Origin of the sequence: Nocardia sp. NPDC127579 (genome assembly GCF_042672005.1) — a bacterium.
Lineage (GTDB): Bacteria > Actinomycetota > Actinomycetes > Mycobacteriales > Mycobacteriaceae > Nocardia.
Map to the genome: position 1 here is coordinate 302858 of NZ_JBHXVZ010000003.1, position 14973 is coordinate 317830.

19 protein-coding genes are annotated in these 14973 nt (G+C 70.4%); 8 read left to right on the plus strand and 11 right to left on the minus strand.

Annotation, left to right across the window (positions count from 1 at the left end; translation table 11 throughout):
• Window positions 1-65 precede the first annotated feature (65 nt).
• Window positions 66-812: a sulfite exporter TauE/SafE family protein gene (locus ACFVMC_RS13795; RefSeq protein WP_379210084.1), complete on the minus strand. Its 747-nt coding sequence runs from the start codon at window positions 810-812 to the stop codon at window positions 66-68.
• Window positions 813-1010: 198 nt separating this feature from the next.
• Between ACFVMC_RS13795 and ACFVMC_RS13800 the strand changes: the two genes are divergently transcribed.
• On the plus strand, window positions 1011-1637 hold the full coding sequence (locus tag ACFVMC_RS13800; RefSeq protein ID WP_379210086.1) for a GntR family transcriptional regulator: 627 nt from the start codon (window positions 1011-1013) through the stop codon (window positions 1635-1637).
• 84 nt (window positions 1638-1721) lie between these two features.
• A complete protein-coding gene (locus tag ACFVMC_RS13805) occupies window positions 1722-2975 on the plus strand; it encodes an amidohydrolase family protein (RefSeq protein ID WP_379210087.1) in 1254 nt (417 codons plus the stop codon).
• Between the two features lies 1 nt (window position 2976).
• Here ACFVMC_RS13805 and ACFVMC_RS13810 read toward each other — a convergent pair whose 3' ends face one another.
• Genes ACFVMC_RS13810 through ACFVMC_RS13830 form a run of 5 tightly spaced genes read right to left on the minus strand, consistent with a single transcriptional unit; the run spans window position 2977 to window position 7914 of the window.
• Window positions 2977-3768 carry an ABC transporter ATP-binding protein gene (locus ACFVMC_RS13810; protein ID WP_379210089.1) on the minus strand — a complete coding sequence of 264 codons (792 nt, stop codon included), beginning with the start codon at window positions 3766-3768 and terminating at the stop codon, window positions 2977-2979.
• An 8-nt stretch (window positions 3769-3776) separates the two neighbouring features.
• Window positions 3777-4649 carry an ABC transporter permease gene (locus ACFVMC_RS13815; RefSeq protein WP_379210091.1) on the minus strand — a complete coding sequence of 291 codons (873 nt, stop codon included), beginning with the start codon at window positions 4647-4649 and terminating at the stop codon, window positions 3777-3779.
• A complete protein-coding gene (locus ACFVMC_RS13820) occupies window positions 4646-5608 on the minus strand; it encodes an ABC transporter substrate-binding protein (protein ID WP_379210093.1) in 963 nt (320 codons plus the stop codon). The genes ACFVMC_RS13815 and ACFVMC_RS13820 overlap by 4 nt, the downstream gene beginning before the upstream one ends.
• Before the next feature lie 9 nt (window positions 5609-5617).
• Window positions 5618-6775, minus strand: a complete 1158-nt coding sequence (locus tag ACFVMC_RS13825) for an amidase family protein (protein ID WP_379210095.1) — start codon at window positions 6773-6775, stop codon at window positions 5618-5620.
• Window positions 6775-7914 carry an acetamidase/formamidase family protein gene (locus ACFVMC_RS13830; protein ID WP_379210097.1) on the minus strand — a complete coding sequence of 380 codons (1140 nt, stop codon included), beginning with the start codon at window positions 7912-7914 and terminating at the stop codon, window positions 6775-6777. Before ACFVMC_RS13830 ends, ACFVMC_RS13825 begins: the two co-directional genes overlap by 1 nt.
• A gap of 134 nt (window positions 7915-8048) precedes the next feature.
• On the opposite strand from ACFVMC_RS13830, the gene ACFVMC_RS13835 reads away from it, so the two are divergent.
• Window positions 8049-8744 carry a FadR/GntR family transcriptional regulator gene (locus tag ACFVMC_RS13835; RefSeq protein ID WP_379210099.1) on the plus strand — a complete coding sequence of 232 codons (696 nt, stop codon included), beginning with the start codon at window positions 8049-8051 and terminating at the stop codon, window positions 8742-8744.
• Here the strand turns inward: ACFVMC_RS13835 and ACFVMC_RS13840 are convergent.
• Window positions 8722-9294 carry a DUF308 domain-containing protein gene (locus tag ACFVMC_RS13840; RefSeq protein WP_379210101.1) on the minus strand — a complete coding sequence of 191 codons (573 nt, stop codon included), beginning with the start codon at window positions 9292-9294 and terminating at the stop codon, window positions 8722-8724. The genes ACFVMC_RS13835 and ACFVMC_RS13840 overlap by 23 nt on opposite strands.
• 112 nt (window positions 9295-9406) lie before the next feature.
• Window positions 9407-9730: a rhodanese-like domain-containing protein gene (locus tag ACFVMC_RS13845; protein ID WP_379210103.1), complete on the minus strand. Its 324-nt coding sequence runs from the start codon at window positions 9728-9730 to the stop codon at window positions 9407-9409.
• An 86-nt stretch (window positions 9731-9816) separates the two neighbouring features.
• On the opposite strand from ACFVMC_RS13845, the gene ACFVMC_RS13850 reads away from it, so the two are divergent.
• Window positions 9817-10278 (plus strand): MarR family winged helix-turn-helix transcriptional regulator, encoded by a 462-nt coding sequence (locus ACFVMC_RS13850; protein WP_379210104.1) that lies wholly within the window; start codon window positions 9817-9819, stop codon window positions 10276-10278.
• 24 nt (window positions 10279-10302) lie between these two features.
• On the opposite strand, the gene ACFVMC_RS13855 is transcribed toward ACFVMC_RS13850, so the two are convergent.
• The gene (locus ACFVMC_RS13855; RefSeq protein WP_379210106.1) at window positions 10303-10887 is read right to left on the minus strand and encodes a TetR/AcrR family transcriptional regulator; all 585 of its coding nucleotides are present in this window, start codon (window positions 10885-10887) and stop codon (window positions 10303-10305) included.
• A gap of 46 nt (window positions 10888-10933) precedes the next feature.
• On the opposite strand from ACFVMC_RS13855, the gene ACFVMC_RS13860 reads away from it, so the two are divergent.
• Window positions 10934-11728, plus strand: coding sequence for a class I SAM-dependent methyltransferase (locus ACFVMC_RS13860; protein WP_379210107.1), 795 nt, complete (start codon window positions 10934-10936; stop codon window positions 11726-11728).
• A gap of 7 nt (window positions 11729-11735) precedes the next feature.
• Here the strand turns inward: ACFVMC_RS13860 and ACFVMC_RS13865 are convergent, their stop codons facing one another.
• Complete coding sequence (locus ACFVMC_RS13865; RefSeq protein WP_379210109.1) at window positions 11736-12197, minus strand: VOC family protein; 462 nt, start codon at window positions 12195-12197, stop codon at window positions 11736-11738.
• Window positions 12194-12769 (minus strand): DinB family protein, encoded by a 576-nt coding sequence (locus ACFVMC_RS13870; protein ID WP_379210111.1) that lies wholly within the window; start codon window positions 12767-12769, stop codon window positions 12194-12196. The genes ACFVMC_RS13865 and ACFVMC_RS13870 overlap by 4 nt, the downstream gene beginning before the upstream one ends.
• Window positions 12770-12822: 53 nt before the next feature.
• Here ACFVMC_RS13870 and ACFVMC_RS13875 point away from each other — a divergent pair, with 53 nt between their 5' ends.
• Genes ACFVMC_RS13875 through ACFVMC_RS13885 form a run of 3 tightly spaced genes read left to right on the plus strand, consistent with a single transcriptional unit; the run spans window position 12823 to window position 14740 of the window.
• On the plus strand, window positions 12823-13788 hold the full coding sequence (locus ACFVMC_RS13875) for a helix-turn-helix transcriptional regulator (protein WP_379210113.1): 966 nt from the start codon (window positions 12823-12825) through the stop codon (window positions 13786-13788).
• Window positions 13785-14033: a hypothetical protein gene (locus ACFVMC_RS13880; RefSeq protein ID WP_379210115.1), complete on the plus strand. Its 249-nt coding sequence runs from the start codon at window positions 13785-13787 to the stop codon at window positions 14031-14033. The genes ACFVMC_RS13875 and ACFVMC_RS13880 overlap by 4 nt, the downstream gene beginning before the upstream one ends.
• A 53-nt stretch (window positions 14034-14086) precedes the next feature.
• The gene (locus tag ACFVMC_RS13885; RefSeq protein WP_379210117.1) at window positions 14087-14740 is read left to right on the plus strand and encodes a GNAT family N-acetyltransferase; all 654 of its coding nucleotides are present in this window, start codon (window positions 14087-14089) and stop codon (window positions 14738-14740) included.
• Window positions 14741-14973 lie beyond the last annotated feature (233 nt).

A 14973-nucleotide genomic window follows, 5' to 3' on the forward strand; every position in this document is an offset into this window, starting at 1 on the left:
ACGGCGGGCACCCGGTTCGCCACGCAGTCGGCGTCGAACGGGCCGAATTCGGCGCGGCGGGCCGGTCAGGAGGCCAGCATCGCGGCACCCGCGCCGACCCCGAAGACGATGACCACAGCGCGGAAGGCGCTCGGCCGCAACCGGTCCGCCAGGCGCGCCCCGGCGACGCCGCCGAGCAGGCAGGCCGGGGCCAGCACCGCCACCGCGAGCCACTGCACCGGCCCGAACAGCGCCACCGCGCACACCGCGGTGCTCGACACGGTCAGAGTCAGCGCGCTCTTCAATCCGTTGAGCGCGGTGATCGAGGCGTCGATGCCCAGGGCCAGCGCGGCGAGCAGCACGATGCCCATGCCGCCGTTGAAGTACGCGCCGTAGGCGGCGCCGAGGAAGATCCCGGCGAACAGCGGCAGGCGCGACTCGCCCGCCCGGTGCGCCGCCAGCCGACGTGACAGTGCCGGTTGGGCCGCGAACAGGGCGGTGGCCGACAGGATCAGATAGGGCACCAGGGCCGCGAAAACCTGTGGCGGCGCCGCGAGCAGGGCGATCGCACCGCCGGTCGCACCGAGCGCCCCGGTGAGCACGAGCCGGGGCAGCAGCGACCGGTGCTCGGCCAGCCGGGTGCGCAGCGCGGCCGCGCCACCGAGGTAGCCGGGCCAGACCGCGACCGAGTTGGTGACGGTGGCCAGCACCGGGGGCATGCCGGTGGCCAGCAGGGCCGGGAACGAGAGCAGGCTGCCGCCACCGGCGACGGCATTGCACACCCCGGCCCCGAAACCGGCGACGAGCAGCAGGATCACATGCGCGGAATCCATGACTTCCTTCCGGAACGAACGTGCCGACGATCGTATACAAAGCACGGACAAGCGGCGAGCCGGCCGCACCGGCGCGACGTCCGGGGCCGCTACCGGCGTAGATTTACGGGCAATCGATCCGAATTCGCTCCGGATCGTATGCAACCGACCCGTCCCCGAATCGCCTGTGAGGCCGTTGTGAGCAGCACCGTCCGGCGCATGACCCCCCAGCAGCTGTGCCGCGCCATCCGCGACGACATCGTTCGCGGTGTCTTCGCACCCGGCCAGCGGCTGACCGAGGACGCGCTGGCCGAGAGCTACGGAGTGTCCCGCGTCCCGGTGCGCGAAGCGTTGCGCGTGCTCGAGACCGAAGGTTTCGCCACCTCACGCCCCTACGCGGGCGTGGTGGTGGCCGAGCTGAGCGAGGCCGAGGCCGCCGACCTGCTCGAGATCCGCGCCCGTCTGGAACCCCTGTGCGCGAGCCGTGCCGCCCTGCGCCGCACTCCCGAACACCTCGGCCGGCTCAAGGAACTCACCGCCCTGGGGCTCGAGGCCGTGCGCGAGGGACGCCTCGACGAGCTGACCCGCCTGAACAGCCGCTTCCACGAGGTGCTGGCCGAAGCCTCCGGCAGTGCGCTGCTCACCCAGCTGATCACCCAGCTGAGCTGGAAGATCGCGTGGGTGTACGCGGTGGAGCTGCCGCGGCGGGCCGGCGATTCCTGGCACGAGCACGAAGAGATCTGTGCCGCACTGGAAGCCGGGGATCCCGAGCGCGCGGCGCGGGTGGTCGGCGAGCACATCGCCCACGCAGCCTCCGCCTACCGGCTGCGCCAGCGCAGTTCGTAACCTCGCGGCAGCATCCGCCGCCACCACTGGAAACACATCGGTCGTATACAACCGTTGTCACCTAGTGCTCTCGGGAGGTAATCCATGGCGGATCTGGTACTGCGCGCGGCCCGCGTCGACGATGCGGGCGAGCTGGTCGACATCGCCGTCAGCGACGGCCTGATCACCGCGCTCGGCCCGCACCTGCCCGACCGCGGCAGCACCGAAATCGACTGTGCCGCCCGGGTTGTCATTCCCGGCCTGATCGAATCACACCTGCACCTGGACAAGGCGCTGCTCGACGCCGACCGCCCCGCCCACGACGCCGGCTTGGCCGGTGCCATCGCGGTGACCGCCGAACTCAAGGCCGGTTTCACCGTGGCCGCCATTCGCGAACGCGCCCGCCGGGTCCTGGATCTGGCGATCGGCAACGGCACCACCGTGATTCGCGCCCACCCCGATGTCGATCCGATCGTCGGCCTGCGCGGTGTCGACGCGCTGCTCGAACTGCGCGAGGAATACCGCGACCGCATCGACATCCAGATCGTGGCCTTCCCCCAGGAAGGCATCCTGCAAGCCCCCGGCACGCTCGATCTGCTGCGCACGAGCCTGCGCCGCGGCGCCGAGGTGATCGGCGGCTGCGCCTACAACGAACGCACGGTGGCCGACTGCCGCCGCCACGTCGACCTGGTCTTCGAACTGGCCGCCGAATTCGGCGTCCCGGTCGATATGCACGCCGACTTCGCCGACGACCCCGCCGACCCCCGCTTCGCGATGGCCGACTACATCGCCGAGACCACCGCGCGCACCGGTATGGGCGGCCGGGTCACCCTGGGGCACATGACCTCCCTGGCCGGGCGCGCTCCGGCCGCGCGGGCGCGCACCCTGGCCCTGCTGGCCGAGGCCGGTGTGGCGGTGGTTCCGCTGCCTGCCACCGACATGCACCTGGGTGGTCGCTGCGATGTCGGCGTCGTGCGGCGCGGTATCGCGCCCGTGCGCGAACTCTGGGCCGCCGGCATCACCACCGCCTACTCCTCCAACAACATCCGCAATGCCTTCACCCCCTACGGCAATGCCGACCTGCTCGACATCGGATTGTTCCTGGCCCAGACCTGTCACCTGTCCGGCGCGCGGGATCTGACCCGGGTGCTGGCGATGGCCACCACCGAGGCCGCCACCGTGATCGGCATCGCCGATCGCTACGGCCTGCGCGCGGGGGCCGTAGCCGATCTGGTGGTGCTGTCCAGCCACCGCGTCGCCGACGCGCTGCTGGATCGCCCGGATCGCTGCTATGTGATCAAGGCGGGCCGAATCGTGGCACGTACCAGCCGGATTCGGGAACTGCTGCCGATCCGATGACTCAGCTTCCGCCGTCGTGGATCAGCGCGTCGATGCGACGCTCGCACTCGTTGAACTCCGGAGTGCTGGTGTCGCGACGCCGGGGCAGCGTGACGGGGACGATCTCGCGGATCCGGCCCGGGCTGCCGTGGGCGACGCCGCCGACCATGACGACCACCCGATCGGCGAGGTAGACGGCCTCCTCGACGCTGTGGGTGATCAGCACCACCGTCACACCGGTGTCGCGGTGCAGGCGTTCGAGTTCGGCCTGCATCGTCGTGCGGGTGAGCGCGTCGAGCGCGCCGAAGGGTTCGTCCATCAGCAGCACCGCGGGCCGGTTGGCCAGTACCCGCGCGATCGCCACCCGCTGTTGCATACCGCCGGAGAGCTGGTGCGGGAACGAATCCCGCACCCGGGTCAACCCGACGGCGGCCAGGGCTTCGTCGGTGCGGGTGCGGGTCTGCGCGCGCGGTATGCGGGCCTGACGTGGGCCGTAGGCGATGTTCTCGGCCACGGTGAGCCACGGGAACAAGCCGTAGTCCTGGAAGACGACGCCGCGATCGGGGCCCGGGCGGGTGATGCGGGCCGCGCCGACGATCGCCGTGCCCGCGGTGGCGGACTCGAATCCGGCGAGGATGCGCAGCAGTGTGGATTTACCGCATCCACTGGCCCCGACCACGCAGACGAATTCGCCGGGGTCGATCTCGAGGTCGATGCCGGTGACGGCGTCCAGCGCCGCACCGGGATAGCGTTTGGCCAGCCGCTCGAGGCGGATCCGGGCCGGGTGGACGGCGGTGGCGGGCTCGATGGTCACAGGCGGCCTCACGGGAGCAGGGGGCGACGGCCGGCGATCAGACGGATCACCAGCATGAGCAGACGGTCGGCCAGGAATCCGGCCAGGCCGATGACGATCATGACCGCGACGATCAGATCGGTGCGCGACTGTTCGCGGGCCTGGGTGATCAGCGCGCCCAATCCCACGCGGATGCCGACGGTTTCACCGACCACCAGGATCACCCAGGACAGCCCGAGCGCGATCCGCAGACCGGCTACGATGCCGGGCATCGCGGCGGGCAGCACCACCGTGTACAGCGTGCGGGAGCGGCGGGTGCCGAGCATGGCGGCGGCCTCGAACAGCCGTGGCGGCACCGCCTGGACGCCGGCGATCGTGTTCAGCAGGATCGCGAAGATCGCGGCCAGGAAGACCAGGAAGATGGTCGAGCGGTCGCCGAAGCCGATGATCAGCAGCGCCAGCGGCGCCCACGCCGTCACCGGGATGGGACGGATCAGGTTGAGCGTGGGCTCGAGCATCCGATACGCGGTGCGCGAGCGGCCCATCGCGATACCGAGCGGGACCGCCACGGCCACCGCGATCGCGAAACCCTGCGCTACCCGGATCGCGCTGGCGTAGGCATGCAGCCACAGGGTGCCGCTGTAGCTGTCGTCGAGCACTCCCCCGACCGCGAGATCGACCAGTCGCCGGCCCACCTCCCAGGGCGTGGGCAGAAAGCCCATCTGGATGCCGAACGGCAGTCGCCAGCCGCCGGTGACACCGCGATCCCAGAGCACGATCGCCAGCACCGGGACCGGCAGTGCCCACAGCAGGGTGATCAGGCGGTCGCGCAGTCCCGTTGCGCGCGTGGCGGTTTCCGGTTCGCAGGCTTCGGCCCGCACGGGCACTTCGAGCACGATCACGGCGCACCGCCCGGCAGGAATCCGGCATCGAACACCGTGGTCATGTCCGGCGCCTGTGCCAGCTGGTCGAACGCGACCATCTGGGCGGCCAGCGCGCCCACCCGCCGGCGGTATTCCTCGTCGAGCGCGTACCGCAGCGTGACATTGTCGATGGCGGTCTCGGTGACCGCGCGGTCCACCCCGAAGGTGTCGACCAGTCCCTGTGCCCAGGCCGCGCGGTCACCGCGCATGTGACCGATCGCCTTGACGAAACTGTCCACGGTGCGGCGCACCCGGTCGCGGTCCTGCTCGATCAGCTGCTCTCGAGTGGCGAACACGATGTTCACCGCGCCGATCGGGGTGTCATACGGTGAGACGATCCGGTGCGCACCGGATCGCAGGGCGATCGAGACGCCGGTCTCGGCGCTGAGGAACGCGTCGATGCGACCGGAGGTGTAGGCGTTGACCATGTCCGAGTACTCCAGATTCACCAGCTCGACATCGGTCTCGGGGTCCAGGCCGTGCGCGCCCAGGGTCAGCCGCAGCGCGATCTCCTGCGAGGAGCCCGCCGGGAAGCCGATCTTCTTGCCGCGCAGCGCCGCGACGTCGGTGATCTCGGGGCGGCCGACGAAGCCGGATCCGCCGTCGGCGGCCGAGGCCACGATCTTGAGCCGCTGACCGGCGGCGATGGCACTCAGTGTGGAGGGTGCACCGAGTACGCCGAAGTCGACCGCGCCGGAGGCCAGCGCGTTCTTGATGTCCGGGGAGCTGTTGAACAGTACGATCTCGAACTTGTCGTCCGGGGCGAATCGCTGCATGAAATACGGTGCGTACAGGTGAGGTTGGCCGCGCAGCGTGCCGATCCGGATGGTGGCGCCGGACGCGGCGCTGTCCGGGGTGGCGATGCAGGCGGTGAGTCCGAGCACGAGCAGCGCCGCGGTGAGCAGCGCCGTGAGCAACCGGTGGACGGGTCTGGGCATGGTGGATCCTTACTGGGCGAGCGCGTCGGTCACGGCAGCGGCGCTGCTGCGGGCCTGGCGGATCAGGGAACGGTCGGTGCCCGGCGCGCCGAGCAGGCACAGCCCCGCGGGCGGATGGCCGGCACGGTGCGCGGGCAGGGTCACGGCGGGCAGTCCCGCCAGGGCGGCCAGGCAGGTCAGACGCAGGGTGTGCGCGCGATCGGCCTCCAGCACGGCCGGTGCGGCCCTGCGGTGCGAAGGCGCGCGGGCGACGGTCGGCAGCAACAGGATTCGGCCGCGCAGGGCCGAGCGCAGGGTGGTGGCGGCGGTGGCGAGCAATGCCCGGGCGATCGTCGCGGCCGCGGTGGTGACCGTGGCCGCGTAGGCGAAGCGCTGGGCGACCTCCGCGCTCAGGGCATCGGGATGGGCGGTGATCCACGGGCCGTGGTTGCCCCAGGCTTCGTGGGCCTGGACAGTGCGGAACGCGGCGAACCAGCTGTCGAGGTCGGCGTCGAGGTCGAGGCGTTCCGCGTCCAGCGCCGCGGCCGCCGCGAGCGCCGGGGCCGCCTGGTCGGGATCGGCGAGCGCGCAGAGTCCCGGTGCGATGCTCACCCGCGCGGGTCCGCTGGTCACGTCCTCGGGCAGCAGGACATCGCCCACTGCGGCAAGGGTTTCCGGATCCCTGGTCAGCCAGCCGACGCTGTCGAAGGACTGCGCCAGCGCCAGCAGGCCGCGGGTGTCGATCCGGCCGTGAGTGGTGCGGATTCCCCACAGTCCCTGATACGCGGCGGGCACCCGGATGGATCCGGCCGTGTCGGTGCCGAGCCCGACGCTGACCTGCCCGCTGGCCACCGCGACGGCCGGGCCGCTGGTGGAACCGCCCGGAATCCGGTCCGGCGCAGCGGGATTGACCGGCATGCCGGTTGCTCCGTTGCCGCCGGTGATGCTGTACGCGAACTCGTCGGTGCGCGCGATTCCGGTGAGGTCGGCGCCGGCCGCGAGCAGCGCCGCGACCGCGGCGGCGTGCTCGGTCTCCGGCGCACCGGCGTAGCCGGGCACGCCGGCCTCCACCGCGAAGCCGGCCACGGCGTAGAGATCCTTCACCGCGACGGTGTGCCCGCGCAGCACCCCGCCGCCCGAACCCGCCACCAGCGGTGCGCCCAGCGCGCGCCAGACCGTCTCGTCCACTACACCCGCTCCAGGATCCGGCGGGCGAGTTCGGTGTCGGCCCGTCGCGCGAAATCGGCGACCCGGATCTCACCGTGTACGCCGCGCACCTGATCCACCGCCTGCGAGATCGTGAAATCCGTGGCGGCACTGAGATAGAGGTAGGCCCGGCGCGGATCGGCGTCGAACAGCGAGACCAGTAATTCCACCGCATTGCCGACACACAGTGACAGCGCCTCGTTCAAGTCGGCGTCCAAGCCGGTGGGGATGAGCAGGCCGTGCGCGGCCGCGAACGGACCCACCGAACGGCCCAGGCCCGCGCGCACCTGCGCGGCTGTGATCACCTCTACGCTCAGGCGCGCCCGCAGCGGGGCCTCCAGCGCGGTGAGGGCGACCTCGCCGTTGCCCTGGGCGAAGTGCGGGTCGCCGATGTAGAGCTGCGCTTCGGGCACCTGGACGGGCAGGAAGAGTGTCGCACCGGCGGTCAATCGGCGGATGTCGATATTGCCGCCGTGGCGGCCGGGCGGCACCGAGGAGACGCGGGACACGGTATCGGTGGCCACGCCGATGATGCCCAGGAACGGAGCGAGCGGGAACCGGGTGGGCGGCTGCCCGTCGCGCAGTGGCATGCTCGCGAACCAGCCGTCGTCGTGGCGGCGCACGGTGCAGAACTGGCCGTAGTCACCGTCGAAATCGGAGTGCGCGGTGAGCACGCCGCGACCGTGCCGGGTGGAGATCACGCCGTAGGGCGCCCGCATGGTGAGCTCCTCGACCCGAACCGCGAGCAGGTCACCGGGTTTCGCGCCGCGCACCGCGATCGGACCGGTGACGATGTGCGGACCCGCCTGCGGATCGCGGCGGAGCGCGGCGGTCACCTCGACGGCATCGGCGAGTACCTGATCGGGTTCGACGCCGTGGCGGCCGAAGTAGGCCAGCGGATCCGATCCCTGATCTTCGAGGATGCCCTCGTGACTGATGGTGTCCACGAGTAGCGTCTGCCCGGAATCGACGGTGGCGACCGCGCTTTCGCGCGCGCAGGGCAGCCGGCCCCACAGCACGGTCGACGGGTCGGCCGGGACGTAGATCGCGTCGCGGTCGATGCCCGCACCCGGTTGCAGAGCCGGAAACGCGGGGGCGATGTCCTGCGTGCTCGATGTCACTGTCAGCCTCTCGATTGGTCGGACCAACCGACCGTAAGCCAGATGAACGACCAGGTGCAGCGCAGGAAACCGAACGTTACGCGTGCTTTACCGCTCGGAAATAGCCTGCCCGAGAACCGATTTAGAGTGGGCCGATGACCGCATCGATACCGCCGCCGCGGCGGCGTTCCCGCAGTGTGAGCACGGAGGTCGCGGCTCATCTGGAAGGGCTCATCATCAACGGGGAGCTGCGGGCCGGTGATCGGCTGCCCCCGGAGCGCGAGCTCGCGGCGTCGATGAACGTCTCGCGTTCGTCCTTGCGGCAGGCCATGTTCGAACTGGAGTCCAAGAAGCTCATCGAACGGCGGCAGGGACGCGGCAGTACGGTGGTTCAGCCGCCGGAGGCCGCGCGCCTGCTCGGCGATCTCGCCGAACTCGACACCGAGCTCGCCCATGCCACCGAGTTGCGTGATCTGGTGGAGCCGCGGATCGCCGCGTTGGCCGCGTTGCGTGCGGTCGACTCGAATCTACTGTCACTGAGCGAGGTACTCGCGCGCTCGACCGATCACCTCTCCCCGGCCGAATCCCTGCGACTGGATATCGAATTCCACACGCTGCTGGCGCACGCGGCACAGAATCCACTGCTGGTCACCCTGTGCACCATGACCACCGAGTGGACGCGCCGTACCCGGCGGCTCTCGCATCGCACCCGAGAGGCCCGGCGGGTGTCGATCCAGGGACATCGGCTGATCTACGATGCCGTCGCCCGCCACGACGGTGCCGCGGCCGCGGCGGCGATGGAACGCCATCTGCGTGAGGTACGCGATCTCAGTGCACCGCGCCAGGACTGAGCGACGGCCGACCGGCCGGCGCCGCGATTCCCGCGCTGAGCAACTCCAGGATCCCGAGCACGATCATCGCGCCGCCGGCGGCCAGGGTCAGCGCCTCGACGGAGTCGAAGGGGATGGCCAGCAGGGCGATACCGAGCAGCATGGTGAACAGGCCGAGCAGTTCGTGGCGTCCCGCGCCGGGTAGCCGGTCGTCCCATACGGCGACGGTGGCGTGGATGACGCCGCGCACCGCCCAGCCGATGCCCAGCCACAGGGCCACCAGCAGAATCGAATTGCCGCCGCGCGCCGCGAGCGCCGCCAGGAGCAGCGAGACCACGCCACCGACGAGCACCAGTAGCCGCAATGGGACAGCAAACCTGGCGGCGACCGCGATCCACAGTTGCAGCAACCCGCTGACGAGGAGATAGGAACCCGCGAGCAGTTCGGTCACCGCGACCGTCTTGTCCGGCCACACCGCGATCACGACGCCGAGAATCCCGGTGATCAGCCCGGAGGCCAGCACCGCCGCTCGCCCACCCAGCACCCTCGGCACCACACCGTTGTCGGGCATAGCGCAATGATATGGGCGCTAGGTCGCAATAACCTGCGGTTTGCCCGCATTCGCGGTGCGTCGCTGTTCTTCCGTGTGTCCGCGGCGGGCCGCGGACACACGGAAGCGGCGATCAGGGTTCGACCGGCAGGCCCGCCTCGACCCAGTCCTGGATGCCCTCGCGGTACTTGCGCACGTTGGTGTAACCCAGGGCTTCCAGCTTGGTCGCGACGTATCCGCTGTTGGCGCACGCCGGGTTCGAGCAGTAGGTGACGATGGCCGCCGCCTTGTCCGGAAGCAGCTGTGCCGCACGCGATTCCACATCGGCTTCGACGAGTTCGAGCGCGCCGGGCAGGTGCGCCTTCGCGTAGTACTCGCCACCGAGGGTGTCGAGCACGATCACCGATCCGGTCTCGAGTTCTTTCACCAGTTCGTCGCGGGTGATCAGGACGGTCATGGGTCTTGCCTTTCTCGAACGAATTTATGTGCGTGCGCACGATACTATCGATGCGTGCGCACGCACGCAACCGCTAGGATGGCACCGTGCCGAACCCCGTGAACCGCTCCCACCCGGCAGTCAGCGCCTGGGCCGCACTGCTGCAAGTGCACGCCCGGCTCGTCCCCGACCTGGACGCGGAACTGCGCCGCCGCACCGGAATTCCCCTGAGCTGGTACGACGTCCTCCTGGAACTCGACGGCCCGGCCCCGCTGCGGATGAGCGATCTCGGCGAACGCGTGGTGCTCAGCCGCACCCGGGTCAGCCGGCTGGTCACCGAACTCGAAACCCACGACCTGGTCCGGCGCGAATCCAATCCCGACGACGGGCGCTCGGCTTTCGTCGCCATCACCGACACCGGCCGCGAACGCCTGCGGGCCACCGCTCCCCACTACCTCGCGGCGATCCAGCGTCGCTTCACCGGTCTCGACGAGGCCGAACTCGGCGCGCTGGGCACCGCCCTGCGCAAGGTCCTGGGGCCCACCGACCTCGACTTGCGCCCGAATTGACACGCCGACCGACCACACTCCGAGTCAGCGAGTAACCCCGTAAATCGTTGCGGCCACGAACTTCTCGATCGCCGCGGGCTCCGGCCCGCCGAGATCGCGGTCGGCGAACATCAGGTGCCCGCCGCCCACGAGCGACAGGGTCAGCGCATCCAGATCCGCGGTGGCGGAGAGGCGGCCCAGTTCGCGCTCCTGGGCCAGGTAGGCCGAGATCGCCGCGGTCGCCTCGGCCAGAATCGCCATGCCGCCGCCGGGGCGGGCTTGCCGCAGCCGGGCGCGCAGTTCGTCCCGGAAGGTGATGAGCGGGATGATCGCGACCGGCACGGGCCCGAACAGGATGCCCAGTGCGCCGGTCAGATTGGCGACCACCGTCGCCTCCCCCGCGTGCAGCGCGCTCACCTGCTCCCGCAGGACCGCGGCGCGGTCGAGCACGAGATCGGTGAGGAAGGCGTCGAAGTCGCTGAAGTGGCGGTGCAGCACACCTTTGGCGCATCCGGCCTCGTCGGTGACCGCGCGGCTGGTCAGCGCGTTCGGGCCCTCGCGCAGCAGGATGCGCTCGGCGGCGTCGAAGAGTTGCTGTCGGGCGTCGCGCAGGTGCACTCCGGTCGGCACGCGGGCATCCTTTACCTAGTGGGCATACGCCCACTAGAGTGGGCGCATGCCCATACTATCGCCCGAACCCGCGTCGTCCCAGGGCATGGCCCAATCGTTCGGCGTGGACGCCCCGCGCTACGACCGGGCCCGGCCCGCCTATCCCGCGGCACTGATCACCGCGATCCGCACCGGATCGCCCGGCCCGGACCTGCTCGACATCGGCTGCGGCACCGGCATCGCCGCCCGCCAATTCCAGGCGGCGGGCTGCACGGTGCTCGGCGTCGAACCCGACGCCCGCATGGCCGAATACGCCCGCGACCGCGGCCTGGATGTCGAGGTCGCCACCTTCGAGACCTGGCAGCCCGGCACCCGCACCTTCGACACGATCATCGCCGCCCAGTCCTGGCACTGGGTCGACGCGACGACCGGGCCCACCAAGGCCGCCGAACTACTGCGCCCCGGCGGACGATTGGCGATCTTCGGCCACGTCTACGAACCACCCGACGCCGTGGCCGCACCCTTCGCGGCCGCGTTCGCACAGGCCGCACCCGACTCACCGCTGAGCACGCAACCGGCGCGACGCCCGCTCGAGCTCTACCGCGCCGGCTACACCGCCTTCGCCGACCAGCTCCGCGCCACCGGCCGGTTCGATGAACCGCACCTGTGGCAGTTCGACTGGCAGCGGCCCTACACCCGTGACGAATGGCTGGCACTGCTGCCCACCACCGGCGGCCTGACCCGGCTGCGCCCCGAACAGCTCACCGTCGTCCTCGACGCCGTCGGCGCGGCCATCGACGCGCTCGGCGGCAGCTTCACCATGGAATACACCACGCTCGCCACCACCGCCGTGCGCCGCTGAAACCCGCTCAGTCCAAGCAGAACTCATTGCCCTCCGGGTCGGCCAGCACGATGTGCCCCGCGCTCAGCGGCGGCTCGGGCTCGAACCGCCGCAGACGCACGGCGCCCAGGCCGACGAGCCGATCGCATTCGGCCTCGAGCGCGGCCATCCGCTCCGCGCCCTGAAGTCCCGGCGCCGCACGCACATCCAGGTGCACCCGATTCTTGGCGATCTTGTCCTCGGGCACCTGCTGGAAGAACACGCGCGGGCCGTTGCCCTGCGGGTCCTCGATCGCCGAGCGCGTATTGCGCTGCTCGGGCGGCACCCCGATACGGGCGAGGAACTCCTCCCACGCATCGAGCGGATCGGTGCCCGCGGGCACCTCGACTCCGGGCGGTCCGGGATGGACGTAGCCGAGGACTTCGCGCCAGAACAGGGACAGCGCCCTGGGATCGCGGGCGTCGAAGGTGATCTGGATCCGGCGGCTCATCGGGTGGCTCCGTTCATGTGCAGGTACAGGTCGCGCAGCAGGCAGACCTCGGACAGGTGGTGAATAAGTTCGCGATGGATATGTAGCACCAGCGCGGCCATGGGCAGATCGGGGTAGGGCTCTTTCGCGCCGACCGGTGCCCGCAACGCGGCCTCGTCGAGCCCGCGCACCCCGGTCAGCCAGCGCTCGAGCTGCTGATCGAGCTGTGCCAGCGCGGTCGCGGCGTCGGGCGCGTACTCCCAGGTCTCATACGATGCGGGCGCGGCACCGAAATGGGCCGCGTTGCGCAGCGCCAGGACACCGACGACGACGTGCCCGAGCCGCCACGCGATCGTGGTCAGCGGCGCGGGCTCCGGTGGCGGGAACGCGAAGTCGATCGTGAAATCGCCGCCGCCGGCCTGCACCGGCGCGGTCGAACTGCCGCGCGGGCGCACACTCCAGGCCTCGGGCACCGGCGACCAGAAGTACTCCTCGTCGGTCAGACCGTCGAGCCGGGCCCGGATCTGGTGGTTCCAGTGGAACTCCCACTGCTCGCGCAGTGTCTGATTCCAATCGATCTCGGTGGTGTCCATGCCGACAGCCTGACACGACTAGCGGACAGAATCGGTCCGCTATCGTGAGCGAAATGGATCGAGGAACGACCGAGCGGGTGCTCACCCTGCTCGGGCTGTTGCAGCAGCGCCAGGTGTGGACCGGTCCCGAACTGGCCGAACGGCTCGGGGTCACGGCACGCACCGTCCGCCGCGATGTCGAACGGTTACGCGTGCTGGGCTATCCCGTGCACGCCGGCCACGGTGTCGGCGGCGGATATCAGCTCGGCGCGGGTCAGGCGCTGCCGCCGCTGCTGCTCGACGACGAGGAGGCGATCGTCACCGCGGTCGCGCTGCTGCTGGGCGCGGGCGGCGCCGTCGCCGGAGCGGGTGATGCCGCGTTGCGCGCGCTCACCAAACTCGACCGGGTGCTGCCCGCCCGGCTGCGCCACGAGGTCCAGGCGCTCTCGGGTGCGGTCGAATCCTTCGGCGGCGGACGCACTCCGGTCGATCCCGAGGTACTGATGACGCTGGCCCGGACCTGCCGCGACGCCGTCGAGATCCGCTTCGACTACCCCTCCGGCGAGCAGCGGCGCACCCGCGGAGTCGAGCCCTATCGGCTGGTCGCCTCCGATCGCCGCTGGTATCTGCTCGCCTACGACCTCGACCGGCAGGACTGGCGCAGTTTCCGGGTCGACAAGATGACCGCGGTGACACCCCGCACCTGGCGGTTCCGTCCCCGGCCGGCCCCCGACGCGGCCACCTACGTGCAGGAGGGCGTCGCCAGCCGCGCCTATCGTCATCGAGCCCGTTTCCTGGTGCACGCTCCCGCCGAGCTCGTGCGCACCCAGGTCCCCGCTTCGGCCGCGGTGGTGCGCCCGGCGGGTGCGGATCGCTGCGAGATCACCAGCGGCGCGGACAATCTCGACGCGGTCCTCATGCACGTGCTGCTGCTCGGTCACGACTTCGACATCCTCGAACCCGCGCAGCTCGCCGCGCGATCCCGCGAGCTCGCCGCGCGTTTGCTCGCCGCGGGCAGCACCACCATGCTTGGTTCATGACCGTCGATCGGCCGGGCGCGATCCGCCCGGGAGACATCTACGAGGACTGCCATTTCCACCCGGTCCTGTGCACCTACATCGAGGACGGTGACGAGATCGGCGGCATCTCGCTCATCGACGCCACCGCGCCGCGCGCGTGTTCGCTGAGCCACTGTGCGGTGATCAAACTGTCCATCGACGATGTGCTCGCGGCTCGCGCCGACTGGCCCGCCTATCTCGCCCGCCGCAAGGCCGAGTTCGGGTAGGTGCGCCGAAATCCGGTGGCCGCGAACCTGCTCCGCCGCCCATCATGAGCGGCATGACACTTCTCGCCTATTGGCCACTGGCCGGATTGCGGCTGCGCACACCGCGTCTGGAATTGCGGATGCCCGGTCTCGAGGATCTGGCCGCGCTCGCCGGGCTGGCGGCCGAAGGTGTCCACGATCCGGCGATGCAGCCGTTCACCGCGGCCTGGACCGACTCCGAACCGGACGAACGTGCGCAGCGCGTGCTGCGCTGGCATTGGCAGTGCTGGGCCGATTGGCGGCCCGAGGACTGGCGGCTCAACCTGGTCGCGGCGCGCGACGGCGAGATCGTCGGCACCCAGACCGTCGCGGCGAAAGACTTCGCCGTCTGCTCGCAGGTGAGCACCGGCTCGTGGGTCGGCCGCACCCATCAGCGTCAGGGCATCGGTTCGGAAATGCGCGCCGCCGTCCTGGACTTCGCCTTCACCCACCTCGGGGCCGCCACCGCTGTCTCCGGCGCCTTCGCCGACAACCACGGCTCCCTCGCCGTCTCCCGCAAATTCGGCTACGAACCCGACGGCCTGGAAACCCACGCCGTCCGCGGCGAACCAGCCGTCATCCACCGCCTGCGCCTGCCCCGCGACCGCTGGGAATCCCACCGCACCACCCCCGTACACGTCACCGGCCTCACCGAATGCCTCCCGATGTTCGGCCTGACAACATCGTGAACCAGCAACACACGCCGCTGCTGCGACGAGCGCTGACCGACCCCGGAAATTCGGAGCTGCGGTCGCTACCGGAGCAAGTCGAGGTTCTCCTGGTAAACCTCGAGGCCCCACAAGGCACAGCGCGTCCCCGACCTCGAACAACTCGTGGTACAGCACCTGGCCCCCACGAACAGCCATGGCACGTGTTCATGACCTCGACGACGAACTCACCGACATCGCCGCCACCGCCGATC